Below are 25,173 nucleotides of genomic sequence, written 5' to 3' on the forward strand. Positions count from 1 at the left end.
TTCGGGCTTGACCTGCGTCAAGCCTGGGCTCGGCCCTCAGCGGCGCGGCTTGCCACTCAAGAGGGCTGCTGACTGAGTCGGGCGGCGGGCTTGACCGGCGGCGGCCTGGGGCGAGCCCGATGGCAGCGCTGCGGCTGGTTTCACGGCGGCAGCCCCATGGGGGCTTGGGCGCGCCGCCTGGGCCCGCAGCGGGCCGCTGGCCGGTCGGGCTCGCGCCTCATGGTGCGGGGGGCGGGTCGCGTCCGATCGGGCCGGGCCTTCGCTGCGGCTACGGTCTCGACGGCCGGCGCCCAGACCCCCATGCAAAGTCATGCGGCCGAGTTTGATCGGCTGGGGCCGGGCGTTGGGGTCGGGTTCGAAGCCTGGCACCAGCTCGCGCGGGATGGGGCGCTTGATGAGCCTTTCGATGTCACGCAGAAAGCCTTCCTCGTCGACACACACCAGGGAGATCGCCTCGCCCTGCGCGCCGGCACGGCCGGTGCGCCCGATGCGGTGTACGTAGTCTTCAGGGACGTTGGGCAACTCGTAGTTCACCACATGGGGCAGCTGGTCGATGTCGATGCCGCGTGCGGCGATGTCGGTGGCCACCAGCACTTGCAGCTCGCCGCGCTTGAACTCGGTCAGCGCCTTGGTGCGCGCGCCCTGGCTCTTGTTGCCGTGGATGGCCATGGCGGTGATGCCTTCCTTCACCAGAAACTCGACCAGCCGGTTGGCCCCGTGCTTCATGCGGGTGAAGACCAGCACCTGATGCCAATCGTTCTGCTGGATGAGGTGGGCCAGCAGCTCCTTTTTCTTGTCGCGATCGACCGGATGGACCTTCTGTTCGATGGTCTCGGCCGTGGTGTTGCGCCGCGCCACTTCGATCACCTGGGGCTGGTTGAGCAGCCGCTCGGCCAGGGCCTTGATCTCGTCGGAAAAGGTGGCCGAGAAGAGCAGACTCTGCTTGTGCTTCGGCACGATGGCCAGCACCTTCTTGATGTCGTGGATGAAGCCCATGTCGAGCATGCGGTCGGCTTCGTCCAACACGAAATACTCGACCCGGCTCAGATCGAGCGTGCCTTGTTGGTGGTGGTCGAGCAGGCGGCCCGGGGTGGCCACGAGGATGTCCACGCCGCGCTTGATCGCATCGATTTGCGGCTGCATGCCCACGCCGCCGAACATCACCATGCTCTTGACGCTGAGGTACTTGCCATAGGTGCGCACGCTTTCTTCCACCTGGGCTGCCAGTTCGCGGGTGGGCGTGAGGATGAGTGCACGGATGGCCCGGCGGCCCTTGTCGTCAAGCGGGGCAGGGTCTTGAGAGAGTTTGTGCAGCAGCGGCAATGTGAAGCCGGCGGTTTTGCCGGTGCCGGTTTGGGCGCCGGCCAGCAAGTCGCCGCCGGCCAGGATGGCAGGAATGGCTTGTTGCTGGATCGGCGTGGGGTGGACATAGCCCTGCTCGCGCACGGCACGCACAAGAGGCTCGGCCAGGCCGAGATCGTCGAATCGCATGTGAAGTGAGGCTCCCTCGGGGGAGCGGGGATCGGCCTGTCACCACTCTGGAGGAGGGCGCCAGTCGGCAAGGCAGATGGAAAGAAAACGTCGGAAGCGACCGCAACGCCTGGACTGGAATCGACGTTGCAGCGCCGCATTGTAGCGGCAAGCGTCCCGCACGGGCGCCTGGAGGCGCGGGTCGAGGCGCCGCCCATGACCTCGGGTCGATGGGCTTGTCACCGGTGCTGCCGCCGGCCGTGCCAGTTGCGGCGACAATAGCGCAGTTGCGCGGCTGCTCCGCGCTTTGCTTTTTTCGCATCCACAGCCTCAGGACAGACCATGGCCCAATACGTCTTTACGATGAACCGCGTCGGGAAAATCGTGCCTCCGAAGCGGCAGATCCTGAAGGACATTTCCCTGTCCTTTTTTCCGGGCGCCAAGATCGGTGTGCTTGGCCTGAATGGTTCGGGCAAGTCCACGTTGCTGAAGATCATGGCCGGCCTGGACAAGGACATCGAAGGCGAAGCCGTGCCCATGCCGGGCATCAAGATCGGCTACTTGCCTCAAGAGCCCGAGCTCAACCCGCAGCACACCGTGCGGCAGGCGGTCGAGGAAGGCATCGGCGGCGTGCTGGCGGCCAAGAAGCGGCTGGAGGAGGTCTATGCCGCCTATGCCGAGCCGGATGCCGATTTCGACAAGCTCGCGGCCGAGCAGGCCGAACTCGAAGCCATCATCGCCGCAGCCGGCGCAGAAAACACCGATCTGCAGCTCGAGCTGGCGGCCGATGCGCTGCGCCTGCCGCCCTGGGATGCCCAAATCAGCACCTTGTCCGGCGGCGAGAAGCGCCGCGTGGCGCTGTGCCGCTTGCTGCTGAGCCAGCCCGACATGCTGCTGCTGGACGAGCCCACCAACCACCTCGATGCCGAATCGGTGGAATGGCTGGAGCAGTTCCTCCAGCGCTTTCCTGGCACCGTGGTGGCCATCACCCACGACCGCTACTTCCTCGACAACGCGGCCGAGTGGATCCTCGAACTCGACCGAGGCATGGGCATTCCCTACAAAGGCAACTACTCCGAGTGGTTGGAACAAAAAGAACGTCGCCTGGAGCTCGAACAGAAACAGGAAGACGCTCGCATCAAAGCGATGAAAGAGGAGCTCAAGTGGGTGCGCTCCAATGCCAAGGGCCGGCAGGCCAAGAGCAAGGCGCGTCTGGCCCGCTTCGAGGAGCTGAGCGACGTCGAATACCAAAAGCGCAACGAGACCAACGAGATCTTCATCCCGGTGGCCGAGCGCCTGGGCAATGAGGTGATCGAGTTCAAGAATGTCTCCAAGAGCTTCGGCGACCGACTGCTGATCGACAACCTCAGCTTCAAGGTGCCGCCGGGGGCCATCGTGGGCATCATCGGCCCCAACGGCGCGGGCAAGTCCACGCTGTTTCGCATGATCCAAGGCACGGAGAAGCCCGACTCCGGCGAGGTGCTCATCGGTCAGACCGTCAAGATGGCCTACGTGGACCAAAGCCGTGAGACCCTGGACGGCGACAAGACCGTCTGGGAGGACGTCTCCGGCGGGCTGGACAACATCGTGGTGGGCAAGTTCGTGATGCCCTCGCGTGCCTACCTCGGCCGCTTCAACTTCAAGGGCAACGACCAGCAAAAGCTGGTGAAGAACCTCTCCGGCGGTGAGCGCGGCCGCTTGCACTTGGCCAAGACGCTGGCCAAAGGCGGCAACGTGTTGCTGCTGGACGAGCCCTCCAACGACCTGGACGTCGAAACCCTGCGCGCGCTCGAAGAGGCCCTGTTGGAGTTCGCCGGCTCGGCGCTCGTGATCAGCCACGACCGCTGGTTCCTCGATCGCATTTGCACCCACATCCTGGCGGCCGAAGGCGACTCCCAGTGGTACTTCTACACCGGCAACTACCGGGAATACGAGGAAGACAAGAAACGGCGTCTGGGGGAGGAAGGGGCCCGCCCGCACCGCCTGCGCTACAAGCCCATCACCCGCTGAGCCGCCGCGCTGTGGCCGCGGCTGCGGGCTGGCGTGGTCGCCTGGCCGCCTGAACACTGCGTGGCGCGATCTTCGCACCGATGGCTCGGTGACCCCGTTCGGGGTGTCGCGCAACTCAAACGCGGGGCGCCACGCAGCGCCAGACGGTGCTACAAGCATGTTTGGACATGAGCATTTCCCGTGCGGGCCCGCGCCCGCCTGTCCCAAAGCCGTGACAGAGTTTCGCCAGCCGTCTGAGCCCCAGCGGCCGTCTCCAGCAGCGGTCGCAGGACTGCCGCCGCAGCTGCTGGTGGCCGCTTTGCAGCGCAGCCGCTGCCTGGCCTTGGTGGCCGACGCCAGCGGCCAGGTGGTGTGGTTCAACGACGCCTGGGCGGCGTCGCCGGCGATCGAGCGGTTGCGTGGGCGCCCTTGGGCTGAGTGGCTCACCTCGCATGGCCATGCCGAGCCCTCGCCGCAAGTGCAGTCGGCGCTGGCCGCCCATGAAGCCTTCACGGCCGAGGTCGAATGGCGTTTGCCCGACGGGCGAGCGTGGTGGCAGCGGGTGGAGGCCACGCCCTTGGACGAGGGCGGGCGCTTCCTGGGCTACCTCGCCGTGGCCTCGGACATCACCGATTTGAAGTTGGCCGAGCACGATCAGCGCGCCATGGCCGCGCGCTATCGCCGGGTGATGGAGAGCACCCATGACGGCATCTGGGAGCGCGATCTGCGCACCAACCAGAGTTGGTACTCCCCGCGCTACAAAGAGATCATGGGCTTTGCCGATCACGAGCTGCCCAATGACCGCAACGTGATGAATGCGCGCATCCATCCCGACGACATGGAGGCCTTCACCGTGCCTTACGAGCGCGCTTTGCGCGAAGGCGGGCAATGGCACTACAGCGTGCGGGTGCTGCATCGCAACGGCAGTTGGCGCTGGCTGCGTTGCCGAGCCCGGGCCTGGCCTGACGAGACCGGCAAGCCCGCGATCCTGGCCGGTGCCGTGACCGACGTGACCGACGAAATGGAGGCCGTGGAAGCCTTGCGCCGGCACCGCGGCCAGCTCGAGGCCGTGGTGCGCGAAAGGACGGCTCGACTGGAAGCCGCACGCGCGGAAGCCGAACGGGCCAACCGCGCCAAATCGATCTTCCTGGCCAACATGAGCCACGAGATCCGCACCCCGCTCAACGGGATGCTGGGGATGACCGAACTGGCCTTGCGGGTGGCCACCACCGAGACTCAGCGGCGCTACCTGGAACTGGCTCGTTCCTCGGGCACCAGCCTGCGGGCCATCATCGATGACATCCTCGACTTTGCCAAGATCGAAGCCGGCAAACTCAGCCTCGACGAGGTGGAGTTCGACCCTGGCGAGCTGATGGCCGTGACGCTGCGCTCGATGTGGCCACAGGCGCATGACAAGGGCTTGGCGGTGCATTTCGACTGCCGCGGGCCGGCTTTGCGTTTGCTTGGCGATCCGGTGCGGGTGCGGCAAATCGCCACCAATCTGCTGTCCAACGCCCTGAAGTTCACGGTTGCCGGGCAGGTGCGCTTCGTGGTCGAGGTGGAAGGCTCGCCGGGGGCCTCGTGCAGCCTGCGTCTGGAGGTGACCGACACCGGCATGGGCATGGACGAGGCCACCCTGGAACGCGTGTTCCATCCCTTCGAGCAAGCCGATGCCTCGGTGTCGCGCACGGTCGGGGGCACGGGGTTGGGGCTGTCCATCGTGCGCAGCCTGTGCGAGCTGATGGGCGGGCGTATCCAGGCACGCAGCCAGTTGGGGGTGGGCTCGACCTTCGAGGTATGGCTGCCATTGAAAGCCGTGCCGGCCGATGCGGCCGAGCCGATCGACGAACCCTCGGCCGCGGGCGCCTGGGCCTGGGTGATCGGCTGTGCGCCGGACGATCCGTTGGGCGATCGTTTGGGCCGTTTGGGCTGGCAGGTCCGATGGCTGGACGACCTGGCGCAGGCGCTTGCGCCATCCGACCCCGTCGTGGCGCCTGAGTTGGTGATCGTGGTGCACGAAGCGCGCGAGCCCCTGTGCGAGACGGCTTTGGTGGACTTGCGTGCGCGCCTGCGCGACAGCGAGATCGTGGTGCTGGTGCCGCCCCACGGCAGCCAGGACATCGGCAGCTTGGAGCCCGAGCGTGGACAGGCGTTGGGCGTGAAGGTCTACATCGCCCCGCTGAGCCCGGCCGACTTGCGCCAGCTCACGCGCAACCATCCAGCAGCGGCCACGTTGGCGCCTGCGGCGGCGCCGTCCACCCCCTTGCCGCTGGCGCGTTGGCGCGGCGCGCGCTTTCTCGTGGTCGAGGACAATGCCGTCAACCAAGTGCTGGCCGCCGAGATGCTGCGGCTGTTGGGCTTCGAGGTCGAGGTGGTGTCTGGCGGGCAAGAAGCACTGGAGCACTGCGAGCGCCACCCCCCCGATGCCGTGTTGATGGACGTGCAAATGCCTGGGCTGGACGGGCTGGAGACCACCCGCCGCCTGCGCCGGGCGCAGGCCGAAGGCCGCTTGCCACCCTTTCCCATCATCGCTGCCACCGCGCATGCCAGCGATGCGGACCGCCGGGCTTGCCTGCTGGCGGGCATGGACGGGTATATTGCCAAGCCGCTGGATCTGCGCCTGATGCGTTCGGAGATCCGCCGCGTGCTGCTGCACGCCGCCGGCGACGATGGCAACAGCCCCGAAACCCGTTACTGAACCCGTGACTGAGCATGACCGACCCGATGACCGAGGAGCAGGTGATCGCCCGCACCCGCCACTGGCTGGAGCGGGCCGTGATCGGGCTGAATCTGTGCCCCTTTGCCAAGGCGGTGCATGTTCGTGGCCAGATCCGCTGGGTGGTGAGTGCGGCCACCACGACCGAGGCGCTGTTGCAAAACCTGCGTGCCGAATTGCAGTGGCTTGCGCAAGCCGATCCGGCGGCGGTGGACACGACCCTGCTGATCCACCCGCATGTGTTGACCGATTTCCTCGACTTCAACGATTTCCTCGACGATGCCGAGGCCGCCGTGGCCGAGCTGGGGCTCGAAGGGGTGCTGCAAGTGGCCAGTTTCCACCCCGACTATCGTTTTGCCGGCACCGAGGCCGAGGACATCGCCAATGCCACCAACCGCTCGCCCTATCCCACCTTGCACCTGCTGCGCGAAGCCAGCATCGAGCGGGCGGTGGCCGCGTTTCCCGCGCCGGAAGCCATTTACGAAGCCAACATAGCCACGCTGCGACGGCTGGGCCCACAGGGCTGGGCCCGGCTGATGGACGATACCGACTCATGAGCCTGATCCTGGACGCATTCTGGCGCGCGCTGGCCTACTGCCTGCACCCGCGCGTCATCCTGTTGTCACTGGCGCCGCTGCTGCTGACGGCCGGTCTGTGTTTCGTGCTGGGCTGGTTCTACTGGGAGGCCGCGGTCGATGCGGTGGATGCCTGGCTGCGAGGCTGGGCCCTGGTGAACAGCTTCACGCTGTGGTTGGAATCGATGGGCGCCACCGGCCTGCGTGCGGTGATGGCGCCATTGATCGTGGTGGCGCTGGCCGTGCCGGTGATCGTCGTGGTGTCGCTGATGGCCGTCTCGGCCCTGATGACGCCGGCCTTGGTGCGCCTGGTGGGCGCTCGACGCTTCCCGCAGCTGCAGCGTCGCCAAGGCGACTCGTTCTGGCGGTCCCTCCTGTGGATGCTGGGGCACACCCTGGTGGCACTGGTCGCCTTGGTGATCAGCCTGCCGCTGTGGCTCATCCCACCGCTGGCGCTGGTGTTGCCGCCGCTGATTTGGGGCTGGCTCACCTACCGTGTGTTGGCCTTCGATGCCTTGGCCGACCATGCCGAGCGCGCCGAGCGCCGCGCCCTCATGCGCGAACACCGCTGGCCCTTGCTGGGCATGGGCTTGCTCAGCGGCTACCTTGGGGCTGCCCCGGCCTTGCTGTGGGCGCTGGGCGCCTTGGCCTTCATCCTGGCGCCGCTGCTGGTGGTGGTGTCGGTGTGGCTTTACACCTTGGTGTTTGCGTTTTCCTCGCTATGGTTCATCCACTACGCCTTGGCGGCGTTGGAGCGCCGGCGCCACCAGGCCGATCCCTGCGTTGCGTCCGTCGAGGCCCCCGCGGTGTCGCCTCCCGAGGCCGTGCCTGGGGCGGGCCGGCTCGAGCCCCCCGCAGGGCCGGGGACGCCGGACTGAGCCCCCAGCCACCCCCATCGATCCACGAGGGTTTTCATGGACTTCGGACTGATCATCGTTGGCGACGAGATCCTCTCGGGCAAGCGCCAGGACCAGCACCTGCCGCGGCTGTTGGCGCTGCTGTCGCAGCGCGGGCTGGCGCTGCGCTGGGCCCGGTACGTGGGTGACGACCCGCCGCGCCTGGAGGCCGCGCTCAAAGACGCCTTTGCCAGCGGTGATGTGGTGTTCAGCTGTGGGGGCATTGGCGCGACGCCCGATGACCACACCCGCCAATGCGCCGCGCGTGCGCTGGGCGTGCCGCTGGCGTTGCATCCCCAGGCCAAAGCGCTCATCGAAGAGCGCATGCGCGACCTGGCGCGCGAACAAGGGCAGCCCTTCGAACCCGATCGGCCCGACAACGTCCACCGCCTCAACATGGGCGTCTTTCCCGAGGGGGCGACGATCATTCCCAACCCCTACAACAAGATTCCCGGCTTCTCCGTGGGGCATGTGCATTTCTTGCCGGGTTTCCCGGTCATGGCCTGGCCGATGATGGAATGGGTGCTGGACCATCGGTACCGGCATCTCTTCCATGCCCGCCCCCGATCGGAGCGCTCGGTCATCGTCTACGGCAGCATGGAGGCCACCCTCACCCCGTTGATGGAGTCCATCGAAGGGCGGCATCCCCAGGTGCGGGTGTTCAGCCTGCCCAGCGTCGATCATCCCGAGCACGGTCGGCACATCGAACTCGGGGTCAAAGGGCCGCCCGATGCGGTGAATCCAGCCTATGCCGACTTGCTGGCCGGCCTGCGGGCACTGGGCGTGTCATTGGGCCCCGAATTGGTGCGAGACGCGGCCGCGACCAGCCCTTGATTGGTGCATCTCATTGCACTATTGTGGTGCCTTGAGGGCGCCATGCCCCGTGGCGGTCGAGGGAGGTCGCGGGGGGGCGGTCAGGGAGAGGGCTGCGACCCGTTGTCGTGCCGACGATGCACCGGAATGCGTCGGTCTTGGCATGCTTTCTGCTAAATTGCCCGCGCGGGCCGTGCTTCGGCCTCCCCTTTCCCCTCACACACATCCGCTAGGAGCATTTGATGGCCAACAAGACGGTCGCCGACGTGATGAAGATGGTGAAGGACCACGAAGTCAAATTCGTCGACTTCCGCTTCACCGATACCCGTGGCAAGGAGCAGCACGTCACCGTGCCCATCTCGGCCTTCGACGAAGACAAGTTCACGTCGGGTCACGCCTTCGACGGTTCCTCGATCGCCGGCTGGAAAGGCATCGAGGCCTCGGACATGCTGCTGATGCCTGACCCCAACACTGCCAACATCGATCCGTTCTACGAAGAGCCTACGCTTTTCATGACCTGCGACGTGATCGAGCCGGGCGACGGCAAGCCCTATGAGCGCGATCCGCGCTCGCTGGCCAAGCGGGCCGAGGCCTATCTGAAGTCCTCTGGCATCGGCGATGCGGCCTACTTCGGTCCGGAGCCCGAATTCTTCGTGTTCGACAGCATTCGCTGGAACGTGGACATGTCCGGCTGCTTCGTGAAGATCGAGTCCGAAGAAGCGGCTTGGAACACCGGCAAGGAGTACGAGCACGGCAATACCGGCTACCGTCCCACCGTCAAGGGCGGCTACTTCCCGGTGCCCCCGGTCGACTCCGGTCAGGACCTGCGCTCGGAGATGTGCCTGATCCTGGAGCAGCTGGGTGTTCCGGTGGAAGTGCATCACCACGAAGTGGCCAACGCCGGCCAAATGGAGATCGGCACCAAGTTCAGCACCCTGGTGCAACGTGCCGACTGGCTGCAGCTGCAGAAGTACGTGATCCAAAACGTGGCCCATGCCTATGGCAAGACGGCCACCTTCATGCCCAAGCCCATCGTGGGTGACAACGGCTCGGGCATGCACGTGCACCAGTCGGTGTGGAAAGACGGCAAGAACCTGTTTGCGGGCGATGGCTATGCCGGCCTGTCGGACTTCGCGCTGTACTACATCGGCGGCATCATCAAGCACGCCCGTGCCCTCAATGCCATCACCAACCCGACCACCAACAGCTACAAGCGTCTGGTGCCGGGCTTCGAAGCGCCGGTCAAGCTGGCCTACTCCAGCCGCAACCGTTCGGCGTCCATCCGCATCCCCTACGTGGCCAATCCGAAGGGGCGCCGCATCGAGGCCCGCTTCCCGGACCCCATGGCCAACCCGTACCTGTGCTTCGCGGCGCTGCTGATGGCCGGCCTGGACGGCGTGGAAAACAAGATCCACCCCGGCGAAGCCGCCACCAAGGACCTGTACCACCTGCCGCCCGAGGAAGACGCGAAGATCCCGACCGTCTGCCACAGCCTCGACCAAGCGCTGGAGTACCTGGACAAAGACCGTGCCTTCCTGACCAAGGGTGGGGTGTTCACCGATGCCTTCATCGATGCCTACATCGAACTGAAGATGCAAGAAGTGACGCGCTTCCGCATGACCACCCACCCGGTGGAATTCGACATGTACTACAGCCTGTAAGGCCAACCGACGGCTCTTGCGAGGGAGCCGCTTGCGTGACGAAGGGTGGCATTTGCCACCCTTTGTCGCTTTCCAAGGCAGGCATGGCTGGACCCTGATGCCGCAGATGCCCGATACTGCAGGTTTGGCGACGCCGCAGACGAGCCGTGAACCCGGCGGCCGAGCCCAGGTCTATTCAGACGACAGAACAGCCCGTTCGCACTGACCTCATGCCACGAATCGACTTCTGCCGCTTGCTGGTGATGGCCGCCTGCATCACGTCTGCTGCGCCAGCCTGGTCGCAGACGGTCTACCGTTGCCCAGGCAACCATTTCACCAATGCCCTCACGCCCAAAGAGGCCGAGGCCAAAGGCTGTCGCGTGGTCGAAGGTGGCAATGTGACCATCGTGGAGTCGCGCCGGCCGCCCCCCGCGGCGGCCCGGCCCTCAGGCGGTGGCACGAGTTCGGCTGCGGCTTCGCCCGGCCCGCGCATCGACCCCAACGAGCAGCGGGCCCGTGACAGCGATGCCCGGCGCATCCTGGAGGCCGAACTGCGCCGTGAGGAGGAAGCCTTGGCTGCATTGCGCAAGGAGTACAACAACGGCGAGCCCGAGCGTCGCGGCGACGAGCGCAACTATCAGAAGTATCTCGACCGTGTGGCGGCTTTGCAGGCCGACATCGCTCGCAAGGAGGCCGACATCGCCTCCATCCGCCGTGAGTTGGCCCGGCTGCCGGCTGCGCCTTGAGGTCCAGGTCCTTGGCGGAGTCCTCTGCCCGCGTTGCCTCGCCTGATGGCGCCGATGTTGCCCAGGCACTGTCGGCCCATGTGGCGGCGTTCGACCAATTGGCCACCATGGTGGCCTTGGTGCGCACCGATGGCAGTTGCCGCTTCGTCAATGCGGCCTTCGAAACCGTGCTGGGCTTGTCCCGACGCAGCATGCTGCGTGGTTCGCTGTTCGACTGGTTTGTCGAGCCCGATATCGTGCGCGAGACCGTCGCGGCCGTGGCCCGCAATGAGTTTTCCATCAGCCGCTTCGAGACCCAGTTGCGGCGCCCACCGGGTGCGGCGACCACCGAATGGCTGCCGGTGCACGTGATCGTCACCCAAACCGACGAGCCCGAGCAGGTGTTGGTCGAATTGGTGGAGATCGAGCAGCAAACCCGGCAGGACCGCGAGGAACGTGCGCTGGACCAGGCTCAAGCCACCAAGGAGCTGATTCGCAACCTCGCTCATGAGATCAAGAACCCCTTGGGGGGCATCCGTGGGGCCGCCCAGTTGCTGCAAATGGAGGTCGAATCCAAGGGCTTGGCCGAATACACCCAGGTCATCATCCACGAGGCCGACCGCTTGCAAGCCCTGGTCGATCGCCTGCTCGCGCCGCACCGCAAACCCCATGTCGTGGGCGATGTGAACGTGCATGAAGTCTGCGAGCGGGTGCGGTCGCTGATCCTGGCGGAGTTCCCGCGGGGCCTGACCGTGCGGCGCGACTACGACATTTCCATCCCGGAGTTCCGGGGCGACCGTGAGCAGCTCATCCAGGCGGTGCTCAACATTGCCCACAACGCCGCCCAGGCGCTCAGCCAGCGCATCGCCGCGGGGGATGCCTGCATCACCTTGCGCACCCGTATCGCGCGCCAAGTCACGATTGGCAAGCAGCGCTATCGTCTGGCATTGGAATTGCATGTCCAAGACAACGGCCCGGGCGTGCCCGAGTCGATCCGTGATCGCATCTTCTTCCCATTGGTGTCGGGGCGCGAAGGCGGATCGGGTTTGGGGCTGACGCTGGCGCAGACTTTCGTGCAGCAACATCAAGGCACGATCGAATGCGAAAGCGAGCCTGGGCACACGGTGTTCAAGATCCTGATTCCTCTGCCCTGAGCACAATCCGGGAGGGGCTCAGGCCCACAGACCACAGGCGAGGAGCGCAGGCGGCAGCCCTATGAAACCCATCTGGATCGTTGACGACGACCAATCCATTCGCTTCGTGCTGGAAAAGGCCCTGGCACGCGAGGCCCTCCCGGTGCGCAGCTTCACCAACGCGCGCGACGTGCTGGCCGCGCTGGAAGACGATGAGCCGCAAGTGTTGGTGTCGGACATCCGCATGCCCGGCGGCTCGGGGATCGACTTGCTGGCACGGGTCAAGGAGCGTCATCCGGGGCTGCCGGTCATCATCATGACGGCCTTCTCCGATTTGGACAGCGCCGTCTCCGCCTTCCAAGGCGGGGCGTTCGAATACCTGCCCAAGCCTTTCGATCTGCCCAAGGCCGTGGAGCTGATCCGCCGCGCGGTGGACGAAAGCTTGCGTGAGGAGGTGCGCGACGAGCGCTTGGCGCAGGTGCCCGAGATGCTGGGCCAAGCCCCAGCGATGCAAGACGTCTTTCGCGCCATTGGTCGCCTCAGCCAGAGCAATGTCACCGTCTTGATCACGGGCGAAAGCGGTTCGGGCAAGGAACTGGTGGCGCGTGCGCTGCACAAGCACAGCCCGCGCGCCAGCGGGCCCTTCATCGCCATCAACACTGCGGCCATTCCGAAGGATTTGCTCGAAAGCGAGCTGTTCGGCCACGAGCGTGGGGCGTTCACCGGCGCGCAGACGACACGGCGCGGCCGCTTCGAGCAGGCCGATGGCGGCACGCTCTTCCTCGACGAAATCGGCGACATGCCCTTCGACCTGCAAACACGCCTGTTGCGCGTGCTCAGCGATGGGCAGTTTTATCGGGTCGGGGGTCACAACCCGCTGCGCAGCAATGTGCGGGTGATCGCCGCCACGCATCAAAACTTGGAAGAGCGTGTCCGGCAGGGGGTGTTCCGTGAGGACTTGTTCCATCGTCTCAACGTCATTCGCCTGCGCCTGCCGCCACTGCGTGAGCGGCGCGAAGACATTCCCACGCTGGCACGCTACTTCTTGCAAAAAAGCGCCAAGGAATTGGGGGTGGAGGCCAAGCGCATTTCCGATGCGGCGCTGGAGCGTTTGCTCAGCTTCGACTTTCCGGGCAACGTGCGTCAGCTCGAAAACATCTGCCACTGGCTCACCGTAATGGCGCCGGCGCAGGTCATCGAGGCCAAGGACTTGCCGCCTGAACTGCTGGGCGAGGCCACGCTGTCGCCCAAGCCGGCGGTGTCGGTGCTGCCGCCGGTGCCGCCCAGCGCGACGGCCGTGGTGGGCGCTGGGGCCACTGCCGCAGTGCAGCCCCCAGCGCCTGGCGAGGCGGCCAGCGCCCCGGCCGGTGACTGGCTGCGCGATTTGGAGCGCGAAGCCCGCGATCTGCTGTTGGCCGGGCAGCCCAATGTGTGGGATACCTTGAGCCGCCGCTTCGAGGCTCGGCTCATCCACACGGCGCTGGAGCTGACGCGCGGACGGCGTATCGAGGCGGCTCAGAAGCTGGGCATCGGGCGCAACACCATCACCCGCAAGATCCAGGAACTCGGTCTGGACGAGTCATGAGGGGCTGACCGCGAGCCGTCAGTCCAGGTGGGCCAGCACCGGGGCGTGGTCGCTGGGGCGCTCGTTTTTCCGCGGGGTTTTGTCGATGGTGCAAGCCCTCACCCTGGGCTTGAGCGCTTCGCTGACCAGAATGTGGTCGATGCGCAGGCCCTGGTTCTTGCGAAACGCCAAGTTGCGGTAGTCCCACCACGACCAGCTCTTGGGCGGCTGCTCGAAGAGCCGGAAGGCATCGTGCAAGCCCAGGGCCAGTAGTTGGCGAAACTGCTCGCGTTCTTCGGGCGTGCAATGGATCTGTCCGGCCCAGGCGACCGGGTCGTACACATCGCGGTCTTCGGGGGCGATGTTGTAGTCGCCCATCAGCACCAGCCGCGGGTGGCGGCTCAATTCCTCGCGCACCCAGTCGCGCAAGGCGCGCATCCACTGCATTTTGTAGTCGAACTTGTCGGTGCCCGGGGCCTGTCCGTTGGGGACATAGGCCCCGATCACGCGCAGCTCGCCCACCGTGCCGGCGATGACGCGGGCCTGCTCGTCGGCAAAGCCAGGGATGTTGCGCACCACGTCTTGGGCGGGCGTTTTGCTCAGCAAGGCCACGCCGTTGTAGGTCTTTTGGCCGAAACACTGCGCGCAGTAGCCGGCCTGTGCAAATTCGGCGTGCGGAAACTTGTCATCGGTCAGCTTGGTTTCCTGCAGCACCAACACGTCGGGCTGCTGCTGACGCAGCCAGTCCAGCACCTGGGGCAGGCGCACGGCCAGGGAGTTGACATTCCAGGTGGCAAGTTGCATCGGGTGTGGGGTGCAAGAGGTGGGACGAGGAGTTTAGACGCTGCACACCGAACCGCAACCGGCCTCGATGGCCGCACTGCAGCGCCCAAGACGTGGACGGTCTGGCCGCGCCGTCCGAGCCAGCACCCGGCGCTGGCCCCCATGCAAAGCGAGCCCATGCCCCAGTCATGACCGAGGCCAGTGGCGCCGGCCCACGATGAGGGGATCAAAAAGAAGCCTGATCAAAAAGAAGCCTGGCTACCAGACGGGTGTGCACCCGCCTTTGGCTGGCCAAAACGATCAAGGGCTTGCAGCCCCGGATCGCCCCACGATGACCGGCGTCGGGGCCCTGCTGAGGGCAGGGCGATGACTTGACGTGCAGTATAAACACAAATGAGAATCGTTCGCAAGTTATCTGGGGTTCTGCGATGGCCTCTTGGACGCCGAGGGTGTCCGCGGCCTCATGAATGGGAGAGTCAGCCATGGTCGACGTGGGAACGCTGGCGCAAGAGCATCGCGCCTTGGTGGCCTTGTATGGGCAGGTTCAAACCCGCTGCAGTGCGCAACTGCGGGAGCAGTCGCGGCGGATCCAATGTTTGGAGGCCGAGGTGATGCGCTTGCGCGCTGCCGTGATCGTGCAGCAAACGGCCTTGGCCATCGCGCAAGAAGAGCGCCGTCAGTGGGAAGCCGCGCTGCCAGGCTTGCCGCGGCGCATGGAGCTGAGCCGGCGCATCGAAGGCCTGGTCCAGCACCTGCAGTCTTTGTTGCGCGAACGCTCGCGCGCGGCATGGATGGTCATCGATCGACCCGGTCCGGGCTGATAGGATACGACGGTCGGTGCTCGCAGTGCAGTTCATGCGCTGCAGTTCAACGGGAAGCTGGGGGGTGCCGTCCCATGCCGGTCGCACCTAACCAGCGCTGCCCCCGCAACGGTAAGTGGACGGAGACCGTGTCCTTGCTGGCACGCTCCAGCTTTCATCTGGCAAGCCACTGGTGATGCGCCTAGCGCATCGCCGGGAAGGCGATGAAGGTTGCATCCACCAGCCCGGATACCGGCCAACAGGGTGGCCCGGCCAATGTGCTGGGCCGTGAGGCTCATGCACCGTCGGGGAAGGCGGTGAGAGCGGATCTCTTTGCAGCGACCGTCATGTTCGAGTCGTTTCGTCGCGCGCGTCGGGTGTCGCGCACCGGAGCCCGTCTTTGCGCGGGGCTGTCTTTGGTGCTTGCCTCCACCGTCTGGGCGCATGGCAGTCACAGCCACGGCCATGGTACGGTGCGTCTGGTGATAGAAGGCCACCACCTGACGGCCAGTTTCGATGTGCCGTTGGAGAGCTTTCTTGGCTATGACTACCCGCCGCAGGGCGCCGAGCAGGAGCAGGTGTGGCGGGCCTTCAAGGCCCGACTGCAGGACCCGACCCAGTTCATTCAACCCGCTGCCGAAGCCGACTGCCGCGTTCTGGGCCATGACCTCATGCCCGAGCTGACGCAGGCCGACCCGATGGGCGACATTCCCAACATCGTGTACCGCGTGCAGTTTCGCTGCCACCGTCCCGAGGCGCTGCAAGCGGTGGTGTTCACCGCGTTTGCCGATCATCCCGGCTTGAAGCAGTTGCGTGTGCAGCTCATCACGCCGCAGGGGCGCAAGACGGTCACGGTGCGCCCGCGCTTTCCGGCGCTGACGTTCTGAGGGGGACACATGCTGGAGCTGGGTTTCCTGCACATCGTGCAGTGGTTGCTGACGCCGGTGCTGGTGTTGTTGGCTTGTGCCTTGGCCTATGCCTTGTGGATGACCGGGGTGGTGGCGATGGAGGCTTGGCAGCGCCGCGTGCGGGGCTTTGCCTTGTTGCGCGGTGTCGATGCCTTGACGCTGGAGGAATTGGAACTGCAGGCCTTGGCCCGTGTGGAGCCTTTGCGGCTGCTCAGTCGGGTCACGCCCATGCTGGGGCTGATCGCCACCATGATCCCCTTGGGCCCGGCCTTGCAGAGCGTGGCGCATGGGGATGGACGTGCGGCCTTGTCGGTGTTCAGTGGAGCATTTGCGGGCGTGGTGTTGGCGTTGACGGCCGCCTCTTTGGGCTTGGTGCTGCATTCGGTGCGCCGGCGCTGGCTGCTGGCCGAGCTGCTGGCGGTGAAGCGGGCGCGCGCGCAGGAGGGGGCATGAGCCTGCGCCATTTCGAGGTCTTCGACGAGGACGACGATCCGATGTCGTCGGCCATCAACCTGGTGGACGTGTTCTTGGTCTTGGTGGTGGCCTTGCTGATTGCCGTGAGCATGGCTCGGCAGCATGAGGCCATGGCCGAGGGCGACGCAGCGCCGGACCTCGTGGTGCGAGAGCCGGGCCGGGAGGTGCGCTATCGCGGCAGCGGCTCGACCGGCGAAGGCCAGGGGGTACGCGCCGGCGTGGCTTATCGGCTGCGCGATGGCAGCATCGTCTATGTCCCTGAAGTCGCGTCCGCCCCGGACGCGTCAGCGTCCCGATGAGCGTCTGGCACCGTTGGCTGCACGTGGTCGCGCTGGGATGGGTCTGTGGGCTTGGGCTTGGCAGCGCGGTGCAGGCGCGTACCTTGCTGTGGGTGACGATGGAGGTGACGCCGGCGTCTCGCACCGCGCAGGTCGAGCGTGTTGCGGCCGAGCGCGGCTGGCAGGTGCTGCACCTGGACCATCCCTTGCGGGACGACCCGGCCCGCGAGCCGGCGCAACGGCAGGCCATGGCCGAAGCGCTGGAGCGCGCCGACCTGGTGTGGGTCGATGCGCCGCATGCCACGGTGCTGGGGCGGCTGCAGCGCTCGTTCGGTGCGCTGTTCGATGCGCATGCGCGCCAGCACCCAGGTCGTCTGGTGTGGATCCTCGCGCACGAGCCCGCCGCCACCGTCGCCGAGGACGTGGGCGGCCGCATGGCGGCTTATTTGCGCGCTGGCGGGAGGGCGAACCTGCGTCATGCCTTGCAGTTGGGTGAGGCTTGGTTGGACTGCGGTGGCTGTGATGTGGCGGCGCTCGCGTCGGATCTGCCCGCGCCGCAGGCTTGGCCCTTGCGGGGCCTTTATCACCCGCAGGCGACGGGCTTTTTCGCCGATGTCCAGGAGTGGCGCCGCTGGCGGGGCGAGCGCGGGCATCGAAGCGAGGTGGCCGTGCTGGTGCATCGTCATCACTTCATCGACGGGGACACCGTCTGGCTGGACCGCTGGTTAAAGCTCTTCGAGGCCCAAGGCCTGGATGCCTATGCCGTCTTTGGTCAGCAGCTCGATGCCGGCGGGCTGCGCGATGTGCTGGGCGCCGCACCGCCGCGCTTGGTGGTCTTGCATCAGATCAGTTCGCAGTCGGCGGCCCTGCAGTCCTTGTTTCAAACCTGGGACGTGCCGGTGCTGGCCACGCAGCCTTATCGGCATGGCCCCACCGGTGCCTGGGAGCGCGACCCGACGGGTCTGAAATTGTCGGATGCCCCGTTCTATCTGGTGCAACCCGAGGCGGCCGGCGCGATCGACCCGGTGGTGGTGACGGCCCATGCCGATGGGGGGCGGCAGGTCGAGTTGATCGAGCGCCAGGCTCAGGCGGTGGTGGACAAGGCGCGGCGCCTGCTGGCGCTGCGCGACACCCCGGCAGCGCACAAGCAGCTCGTGGCCATGGTCTACAACTATCCGCCCGGTGGCAGCCACTTCGGGGCGTCGTTTCTCAATGTGCCGCGCAGCTTGGAAGTGGTGAGCACCGCGCTGGCCGAGGCGGGCTACGCGGTGCGGCCGACCCGCGAGGCCGAGTGGATCGAGGGGCTGCGTCCGCTGTTGCGGGCCTACTATCCAGAGGCGGATCTGATCGACTTGCTGCGCAAGGACCAAGCCGCCGCCTTGCCGCTGCGCGAGTATCTCGCCTGGTGGCGCACGCTGCCCGAGCCGGTGCGTGCGCGCATCGCGGCCCGCTGGGGCGAACCTGCGGCCAGTCGTTATGTGGTGTCCTGGCGGGGCGAGCCGGTGTTCGTGATTCCCCGCATGCGGGCCGGACACTTGTCGGTGCTGCCGCAGCCGCCGCGCGAAGAAACCTTGCGTCATGGTCAAAACCCCTTCATGCATCGCAGCCGCGAGCCCGTCTCACACCATTACCTGGCGGTTTACCTATGGGCTCGACAAGCCCATGCGGTGATCCACTTCGGCACCCACGGCACGCAGGAATGGGCCAATGGCAAGGCGCGCGGGCTGGACGTGCATGACGATGCGCTTTTGCCACTGGGGGACGTGCCCGTGGTGTATCCCTACATCGTCGACAACCTCGGCGAGGCGCTCACCGCCAAGCGCCGGGGCCGCTCGTTGTTGGTCAGTCACCGCACGCCGGTGCTGTCCACCACCGCCTTGTCGCCGCCGATGGCACAACTGCATGAGCTGATGCACGACTGGGCCATGGCCGATGCCGGTCCGACGAAACAGCACATCGGCCAGCGCCTGGTGGACTCGATCGTCGAGCATCGTTTACACCTCGACTTGAAGTGGACGGTCGATCAGCTGCATGCTCGCTTGGATGAATTCCTCGAAGTGCTGCACCCGTGGTTGGACCAGCTGGCCCATGCCAGCCAACCGCAGGGCTTGGCCGTGTTCGGACGCGCGCCTGAGGAGTCCGCGCGGCGCGCGATGGTGCTGCAGGCGCTGCGCACCCCGCTGCTGGATGCGCTGGGCGAGGACGTGGACGAAACCTTCCTGATCGATCATCGGCAGCTGGCCCAGTCGCGCCCGATGCGCTGGCTGGATGTGGCGCTGCGCGATGCGCAGGCCGCCAGCCAGCTCGATCTGCGGCCAACGGCTCCGCCCAGCACCGTGCCCAACCGGGCGGCCGTGCATGCCATCGACCGCGAGGCATTGCGCGCGCTGGCCGAGCAGGCGCAGGCGTTGGACCGGCTCTATGCCACCGAGAATGAACTCAACGGCCTGCTGGCCGCGCTGGAAGGGCGCTTCGTGCCAGCCGCCTATGGAGGCGATCCGCTGCGCAACCCCGACAGCCTGCCCACCGGGCGCAACCTCACCGGGTTGGACCCCAGCCGCTTGCCCACACGCCAGGCCTACACGGTGGCGCAAGTGCTCTTTGAGCAATGGCTGGCCCAGTGGCGCCAGGCCCATGCGGGGCGTGCGCCCCGGCGGCTCGTGTTGTCCCTGTGGGCCGGCGAAACCCTGCGCCATCATGGGATCATGGAGGCGCAGGCCCTGGTGGCCTTGGGTGTGCGGCCGGTGTGGGATGCCGCAGGGCGCCCCACGCGCGTGGAGGTGATTCCCGATGAGCAACTGGGGCGGCCTCGGGTCGATGTCCTGCTCAGCGTCACGGGGTCTTATCGCGATCAGTTTCCGGCGCTGATGGCCCTGATCGATGCCGCGGTGGCGCAGGTCGGCGCGGCCGACCCGGGCGGTGTGGTGGCGCAGCACAGCCAAGCCGTGGCCGATGAGCTGCAGCGCCAGGGCGTGCCGGCGGAACGAGCACAGCGGCTGGGGCAGGCGCGCGTGTTTGGCAATGCGATGGGCGACTACGGCACGGGGCTGAGCGAGGCCGTCCAGGACGACCGGTTGCAAGCGCGGGACGATCGGCTGGGTGAGCTGTTTTTGCAACGCATGGGGCAGCCTTACCTCGGCGGAGAGCCCGTGCCGGACATCGACGCGATGCAGGCTGCGCGCGCCTTTGGGGCGCAGTTGAAGCGGGCCGATGCCGCGATACTGTCGCGCAGCTCGCATCTGTACGGCATGGTCACCTCCGACGACCCGTTCCAGTACCTCGGTGGACTGGCCGCGGCGGCCCGTCGGGCGGGCCGATCGGAGCCCTTGCCCTTGTTCGTGCACCAATTGCACAACGCCGATGAGCCCCATGCCCAGACGGCCGCGCAGAGCGTGGCGCTGGAGATGCAATCGCGCTACCTGCATCCTGGATGGGTGAGGGCGCAGAAGGACGAGGGCTACGCGGGTACCTTGCAGGTGCTCAAGGCCGTGCAGTTCCTCTGGGGCTGGCAAAGCGTGACCGAAGGCGTGGTGCGCCCCGACCATTGGCAAAGCCTGCACGAGGTGTATGTGAAGGACCGGCTGGGGCTGGGCGTGGCCAGTTGGCTGCGCAGCCATCCACAGGCCTATGCCCAGGTGATCGAACGGTTGATCCAGGCGCAGCGGCATGGTCACTGGACGCCCGATGCGGCCACCAGCCGCGCACTGGCCGAGCTTTATCGTGAGCTGACGCGCCAAGCGCCCTTGTACCAGGAGCTCGCCGGCGTGCGCGCCTGGGTGGACCGTGCCCTGACGGCTGCGGCCGCGCATGGCGCGCGAGGCGTCTCCCGCGGGGCCGAAGCCGCCTCGGTGCAGCCCATGTTGCAGCCCATGTCGGCGCCGCCGCAGGCTGCACCGGCCGCGGCGGATGCCACCGCCACGTGGGTGCCGGTCAAGGGTGAGAGGCTGGAACCCGTGTCAGGGCCATCGCAGAGCCCGGCCGAAGCGCTGACGGCTTGGCTGGCACTGATGCTCATGCTCGGCCTGGTCTTGGGTGGCGCTGTGCAGCAGTGGCAACGCGCAAGGCGGACCTACGCCGTCTGACGTATTCCGAAGCTCTTGGTCCTTCATCACGCTGGGGTTGCTGGCGTGCCACGCCGCTGGATCGTGGGGGGCGCCAGTTGGTGCAGCTGAATACGGCGCTGGTGCTGGTGACGCACGATGACGACATCGCGACTGCGGTGTCGTCGCGGGTGTTGCGCTTCGGCGAATCCGGCTGGGCCGAAGTCCCTGCAGCGAAGGCCGCCGCGGCCGAACCCGTGGGCGCCATCTGAATCAGGGCTCGTCGGGCACGGGGGGCGGGCGGCGCTGGTAGGTCACGAAGTGGTAGCGCCAGCCTTCGGGCGAGGTATGGGTTTCGCGTGCGACTTCGGTGAAGGCTGCGCGGTCCCAGACGGGAAAGTAGGTGTCGCCCTCGAAGTCGTGGTCGATCTCGGTGAGGACCAGCTCGTCGGCCCAGGGCAGGGCTTCGGCATAGACCTGGGCGCCGCCGATCACGTAGATCTTGGTGGCGTGCTTGAGGAGCTCCAGCGCAGCTTCGAAGGAGGGGGCTTCCTCGATGCCTGGGGCTTCCCAATGGATGTTGCGGGTGATGACCACGTTGCGCCGGCCTGGCAGTGGCCGACCGATGGACTCGTAGGTTTTGCGCCCCATCAGCACGGGGCAGCCCATCGTGACCCGCTTGAAGTGCTGCAGGTCTTCGGGCAGATGCCACGCGAGCTGGTTGTTGCGACCGATCACGCCGTTGCGCGCCACGGCGGCGATGAGGGCGATCTGCGGGCGGTCCGATGGAAGAGCTTGGCTCATGCCTGCATTGTGACCTGAGCCGGGCCGGACGTCATCGCATGCGCGTGCGAGCTGGTAACAAGGCACTGCCGATGGCCACCATGATCAGCCCGGCGGCGGCCAGGTCGGGCCAGTGCGGCACTTCGCCCACGATGAGAGTGGCCGAGCCGGTGCCGATCAGCGGCACGGCCATGATGGAAAACGCACTGGCCGCCGGCGGCAGGCGGCGTGCCATGCCGAACCAGATGATTTGCGCAAAGCCGTAGTTGATGGTGGCGCCCCAGACGAGCGACCACCACATCGGCGTGCTGAAGCGCCAGTGCGGCGCGGGCTCCATCACCGGCGCGAGGATCCAGAAGGCCACGGAGCCCATCCCCATCATCCACACCGTGAGGGCCTCGGTGGGCATGGTGCTGGTCGTGCGGCGCATCAGCACGGTGCCCAGGGCCCAGCTGAAGGCGGCGATTTGCATCCACACGATGCCCACCGGCCGGCCCGCCAACACGGTGAACTCTTGCGCCACCAGCAGGCCCACGGCTGCCGCGCCACAGACCACGCTGAGAAAGATCCGGCGGCCGAGGCGTTCGCCAAAGAGCAGGGCGGCGATGAGCACCGTCCAGATCGGCATCGTGAAGCCCAGAATGGCCGCGCGGCCCGAGGCCAGCTCCTGCACCCCCAGGATGGAGAACAGGTGCCAGCCCAGGATGTTGGGCAACGCCAGCCAGGCGATGCGGGTGAATTCGCCGGGCGGCAGCGCGAAGCGCACGCCGCGCCAGCGGTAGAAGGCCAGCAGCATCAAGGCCCCGCCGGTCATCGTGACGGCGCGAAAGTACAGGGGCGAGAGTTCCCGCAGCGAGAACTTCATCATCGGCCAGTTCAGCCCCCACATCAGCGTGAGCAGCACCAGCGCGCCGAGCTGGCGACGGGTCAGCATGACCGCGGGGGCTCAGACGGCCACCGGCGCCTTGATGGCCGGATGGTGTTGGTAGTCCAGCACCTCGAAGTCCTCGTACTCGTAGTCGAAGATCGATGCCGGTCGGCGCTTGAGGCGCAGCACCGGATAGGGATAGGGCGTGCGCGACAGTTGCAGCTCGACCTGCTCGAAATGGTTGTTGTAGATGTGGCAGTCGCCGCCGGTCCAGATGAACTCGCCCACCCCCAGGTCGCACTGCTGGGCCAGCATGTGGGTCAGCAAGGCATAGCTGGCGATGTTGAAAGGCACGCCCAGGAAGATGTCGGCGCTGCGTTGGTAGAGCTGGCAGCTCAGGCGGCCTTGGGCCACGTAGAACTGAAAGAAGGCATGGCACGGTGCCAGCGCCATTTTCGGCAGATCGGCCACGTTCCAGGCGCTGACGATGATGCGGCGCGAGTCGGGGTCGGTCTTGAGCTGCCGAACCACCTCGGCGATCTGGTCGATGTGGCCACCGTCGGGCGTGGGCCAGGAGCGCCACTGCACGCCATAGATGGGGCCGAGATCCCCATCGGCGCGCGCCCATTCGTCCCAGATGGTCACGCCGCGCTCTTGCAGCCAGCGCACGTTGCTGTCGCCACGCAGGAACCACAGCAGTTCCAGGATGACGCTTTTCAGGTGCACTTTTTTGGTGGTCACCAGCGGGAAGCCTTCGTTCAGGTCGAAGCGCATTTGGTAGCCGAAGACGCTGCGTGTGCCGGTGCCGGTGCGGTCGGTCTTGGCCACGCCGTGGGTGTAGACGTGGCGCATGAAGTCTTCGTACTGGGTGCGGATGGGGCGAGCGGGGGTCATGGGCGGCTGGGTGGGGGGCGAAACCACCGATTATCCAGGGTTCGCATTGGCCAGTTGCAGGGCGGCCAGCTGCGCGTACAGGCCGCCGCGTGCGATCAGTTCGGCATGCGTGCCGACCTCGACGATGCGCCCCTGGTCCAGCACCACGATGCGATCGGCACGTTGCACGGTGGATAGGCGATGAGCGATCACCAGCGTCGTGCGGCCACGCATGAGTTCGTCCAAGGCGGCTTGCACCAGGCGCTCGCTTTCGGCGTCGAGGGCGCTGGTGGCCTCATCCAGCAACAGCAGGGGCGGGTTCTTCAATAGGGCTCGCGCGATGGCCAGGCGCTGGCGCTGTCCGCCGGACAAGCGCACGCCGCGCTCGCCCAAGAACGTGAGATATCCCTGCGGCAGCGCGCGCAGGAACTCGTCGGCATGGGCGGCACGGGCGGCCGCCATCACTTCCTCATCGCTGGCCTGGGGCCGTCCATAGCGGATGTTTTCCAGGGCATTGGCGGAAAAGACCACGCTGTCTTGCGGCACCCAACCGATGCGCGCGCGCAGTTCGTGCAAGGCGATGTCGGTGATGGGCACACCGTCGATCTCGATGCGTCCCTGCTGGGCATCGTAAAAGCGCAGCAGCAGCTGAAACAGCGTGCTCTTGCCTGCCCCACTGGGCCCCACCAGGGCCACGGTTTCCCCGGGGTGCACCACGAGGCTCACGTCCTGCAGGGCGGGCGTCTGCGGGCGCGACGGGTAGGCGAAGCGCAGATGCTCCAGCCGGATCGAGGAGCCGCCGCGCACGGCAGGCAGGCCGCGCGGGGCTGCCGGGTCCTGGATCGGTGAGCGGGTGGCCAGCAGCTCCATGAGGCGCTCGGTCGCGCCGGCGGCGCGCAGCAAGTCGCCCCAGACCTCGGCCAGCACGGCCACCGAACTGACCAGCAGCACCACGTAGACCACCGTCTGCCCCAAGTGGCCCGGGGTGATTTGGCCGGTGAGCACTGCCTCGGTGCCTTGGTACAGCCCCCAAAGCAAGGCGCCGAAGGTGCCAATGATGATGAAGGCCACCAGCACGGATCGTGCCTGGGTGCGCCGCACCGCCGTGTGGAAGGCCTGCTCGGCCGCATGGCCGAAGCGACGGGCTTCATGCGCTTCCTGCGTGAAACTCTGCACCACGGTGACCGCGTTGAGCGTTTCGGCGGCGATGGCGCTGAAGTCGGCCACCCGGTCTTGGCTGGCGCGAGACAGCTTGCGCACGTGCCGGCCGATCGCCAGCGCAGGCAGCACCAGCAGCAGCAACAGGCCCAGCACCTGGGACATCACGTGAGGGTTGGTGACGATCAGCATCACCAGCGCCCCGCATCCCATCAGCAAGTTGCGCAAGCCCATGGACAGGCTGGAGCCCACCACGGTTTGCACCAGCGTGGTGTCGGTGCTCAGGCGCGAGAGCACTTCGCCGCTGCGCGTCGTCTCGAAGAATTCGGGGCTTTGGCCGATCACGTGCCGATACACCGCGGCACGCAGATCGGCCGTGATGCGTTCACCCAACCAGCTGACCAGGTAGTAGCGTGCGGCCGAGAACAGGCCCAAGGCCGCGCCGACGGCGAACAGTTCGGCGAAATGACTTTGCAGCGCCAACAAGCGCTGCGGCCCCGGGGTGTCCACCAGCCCTTGGTCGATCAGGCCGCGCAGGGCCATAGGCAACACCAGGGTGGTCAGCGCTGCCAGCACCAGAAAGCACGCTGCGGCGGCCACACGTCGGCGGTAGGGGCGCACGAACGGTGCCAGCTGGCGCAAGGTGGACAGGCGGCGTACGGCCGGGGTGGGGGTGTTCATCGGAGG

General features: G+C 66.6%; 21 protein-coding genes and 1 riboswitch. Of the genes, 15 read left to right on the forward strand and 6 right to left on the reverse strand.

The window, feature by feature from the left end; all coding sequences use genetic code 11:
- Positions 1-36: 36 nt before the first annotated feature.
- Positions 37-1,491 carry a DEAD/DEAH box helicase gene (locus F615_RS0102100; protein WP_019559518.1) on the reverse strand — a complete coding sequence of 485 codons (1,455 nt, stop codon included), beginning with the start codon at positions 1,489-1,491 and terminating at the stop codon, positions 37-39.
- Between the two features lie 321 nt (positions 1,492-1,812).
- Here F615_RS0102100 and ettA point away from each other — a divergent pair, with 321 nt between their 5' ends.
- From ettA to ntrC, 9 genes are all read left to right on the forward strand, one after another.
- Positions 1,813-3,480 (forward strand): energy-dependent translational throttle protein EttA, encoded by a 1,668-nt coding sequence (gene ettA, locus F615_RS0102105; protein WP_019559519.1) that lies wholly within the window; start codon positions 1,813-1,815, stop codon positions 3,478-3,480.
- Positions 3,481-3,769: 289 nt separating this feature from the next.
- Positions 3,770-6,157 carry an ATP-binding protein gene (locus F615_RS0102110; protein WP_019559520.1) on the forward strand — a complete coding sequence of 796 codons (2,388 nt, stop codon included), beginning with the start codon at positions 3,770-3,772 and terminating at the stop codon, positions 6,155-6,157.
- A gap of 14 nt (positions 6,158-6,171) precedes the next feature.
- Complete coding sequence (locus F615_RS0102115; protein ID WP_198150858.1) at positions 6,172-6,732, forward strand: DUF1415 domain-containing protein; 561 nt, start codon at positions 6,172-6,174, stop codon at positions 6,730-6,732.
- Positions 6,729-7,628, forward strand: a complete 900-nt coding sequence (locus F615_RS0102120) for an EI24 domain-containing protein (protein WP_019559522.1) — start codon at positions 6,729-6,731, stop codon at positions 7,626-7,628. The genes F615_RS0102115 and F615_RS0102120 overlap by 4 nt, the downstream gene beginning before the upstream one ends.
- Positions 7,629-7,664: 36 nt before the next feature.
- Positions 7,665-8,480 carry a competence/damage-inducible protein A gene (locus F615_RS0102125; protein ID WP_019559523.1) on the forward strand — a complete coding sequence of 272 codons (816 nt, stop codon included), beginning with the start codon at positions 7,665-7,667 and terminating at the stop codon, positions 8,478-8,480.
- Between the two features lie 221 nt (positions 8,481-8,701).
- Positions 8,702-10,120 carry a type I glutamate--ammonia ligase gene (gene glnA, locus F615_RS0102130; RefSeq protein WP_019559524.1) on the forward strand — a complete coding sequence of 473 codons (1,419 nt, stop codon included), beginning with the start codon at positions 8,702-8,704 and terminating at the stop codon, positions 10,118-10,120.
- Positions 10,121-10,329: 209 nt separating this feature from the next.
- A complete protein-coding gene (locus F615_RS0102135; RefSeq protein WP_019559525.1) occupies positions 10,330-10,845 on the forward strand; it encodes a hypothetical protein in 516 nt (171 codons plus the stop codon).
- 11 nt (positions 10,846-10,856) lie between these two features.
- Positions 10,857-11,978 carry a nitrogen regulation protein NR(II) gene (glnL, locus tag F615_RS0102140; RefSeq protein WP_019559526.1) on the forward strand — a complete coding sequence of 374 codons (1,122 nt, stop codon included), beginning with the start codon at positions 10,857-10,859 and terminating at the stop codon, positions 11,976-11,978.
- A gap of 61 nt (positions 11,979-12,039) precedes the next feature.
- Positions 12,040-13,542, forward strand: a complete 1,503-nt coding sequence (ntrC, locus tag F615_RS0102145; RefSeq protein ID WP_019559527.1) for a nitrogen regulation protein NR(I) — start codon at positions 12,040-12,042, stop codon at positions 13,540-13,542.
- 18 nt (positions 13,543-13,560) lie between these two features.
- On the opposite strand, the gene F615_RS0102150 is transcribed toward ntrC, so the two are convergent.
- Positions 13,561-14,325 carry an exodeoxyribonuclease III gene (locus tag F615_RS0102150; protein WP_019559528.1) on the reverse strand — a complete coding sequence of 255 codons (765 nt, stop codon included), beginning with the start codon at positions 14,323-14,325 and terminating at the stop codon, positions 13,561-13,563.
- Between the two features lie 461 nt (positions 14,326-14,786).
- Between F615_RS0102150 and F615_RS17580 the strand changes: the two genes are divergently transcribed.
- From F615_RS17580 to F615_RS19840, 6 genes are all read left to right on the forward strand, one after another.
- A complete protein-coding gene (locus tag F615_RS17580) occupies positions 14,787-15,125 on the forward strand; it encodes a hypothetical protein (protein ID WP_019559530.1) in 339 nt (112 codons plus the stop codon).
- Positions 15,123-15,379, forward strand: a riboswitch (cobalamin riboswitch). It overlaps the preceding gene by 3 nt.
- Positions 15,380-15,451: 72 nt before the next feature.
- Entirely contained in the window at positions 15,452-15,991 is a 540-nt protein-coding gene (locus F615_RS0102165) for a ZrgA family zinc uptake protein (protein WP_019559531.1), read from the forward strand.
- A 9-nt stretch (positions 15,992-16,000) separates the two neighbouring features.
- Positions 16,001-16,465 (forward strand): hypothetical protein, encoded by a 465-nt coding sequence (locus F615_RS0102170; RefSeq protein ID WP_019559532.1) that lies wholly within the window; start codon positions 16,001-16,003, stop codon positions 16,463-16,465.
- The gene (locus F615_RS17585) at positions 16,462-16,785 is read left to right on the forward strand and encodes a DUF2149 domain-containing protein (RefSeq protein WP_019559533.1); all 324 of its coding nucleotides are present in this window, start codon (positions 16,462-16,464) and stop codon (positions 16,783-16,785) included. Before F615_RS0102170 ends, F615_RS17585 begins: the two co-directional genes overlap by 4 nt.
- Positions 16,782-20,846 (forward strand): cobaltochelatase subunit CobN, encoded by a 4,065-nt coding sequence (gene cobN / locus F615_RS0102180; protein ID WP_019559534.1) that lies wholly within the window; start codon positions 16,782-16,784, stop codon positions 20,844-20,846. The genes F615_RS17585 and cobN overlap by 4 nt, the downstream gene beginning before the upstream one ends.
- Before the next feature lie 80 nt (positions 20,847-20,926).
- A complete protein-coding gene (locus tag F615_RS19840; protein WP_211211774.1) occupies positions 20,927-21,076 on the forward strand; it encodes a hypothetical protein in 150 nt (49 codons plus the stop codon).
- Position 21,077: 1 nt separating this feature from the next.
- Here F615_RS19840 and F615_RS0102190 read toward each other — a convergent pair whose 3' ends face one another.
- From F615_RS0102190 to F615_RS0102205, 4 genes are read right to left on the reverse strand one after another with little or no spacing between them, the layout of a single operon-like run.
- A complete protein-coding gene (locus F615_RS0102190; RefSeq protein WP_019559536.1) occupies positions 21,078-21,608 on the reverse strand; it encodes a dihydrofolate reductase in 531 nt (176 codons plus the stop codon).
- 31 nt (positions 21,609-21,639) lie between these two features.
- A complete protein-coding gene (locus F615_RS0102195) occupies positions 21,640-22,521 on the reverse strand; it encodes a DMT family transporter (RefSeq protein ID WP_019559537.1) in 882 nt (293 codons plus the stop codon).
- Positions 22,522-22,533: 12 nt separating this feature from the next.
- Positions 22,534-23,349: a thymidylate synthase gene (locus F615_RS0102200; RefSeq protein WP_019559538.1), complete on the reverse strand. Its 816-nt coding sequence runs from the start codon at positions 23,347-23,349 to the stop codon at positions 22,534-22,536.
- A 30-nt stretch (positions 23,350-23,379) separates the two neighbouring features.
- The gene (locus tag F615_RS0102205) at positions 23,380-25,167 is read right to left on the reverse strand and encodes an ABC transporter transmembrane domain-containing protein (protein ID WP_019559539.1); all 1,788 of its coding nucleotides are present in this window, start codon (positions 25,165-25,167) and stop codon (positions 23,380-23,382) included.
- Positions 25,168-25,173: the final 6 nt, after the last annotated feature.

Source organism: Caldimonas manganoxidans ATCC BAA-369 (genome assembly GCF_000381125.1).
Classification (GTDB): Bacteria; Pseudomonadota; Gammaproteobacteria; order Burkholderiales; family Burkholderiaceae_C; genus Caldimonas; species Caldimonas manganoxidans.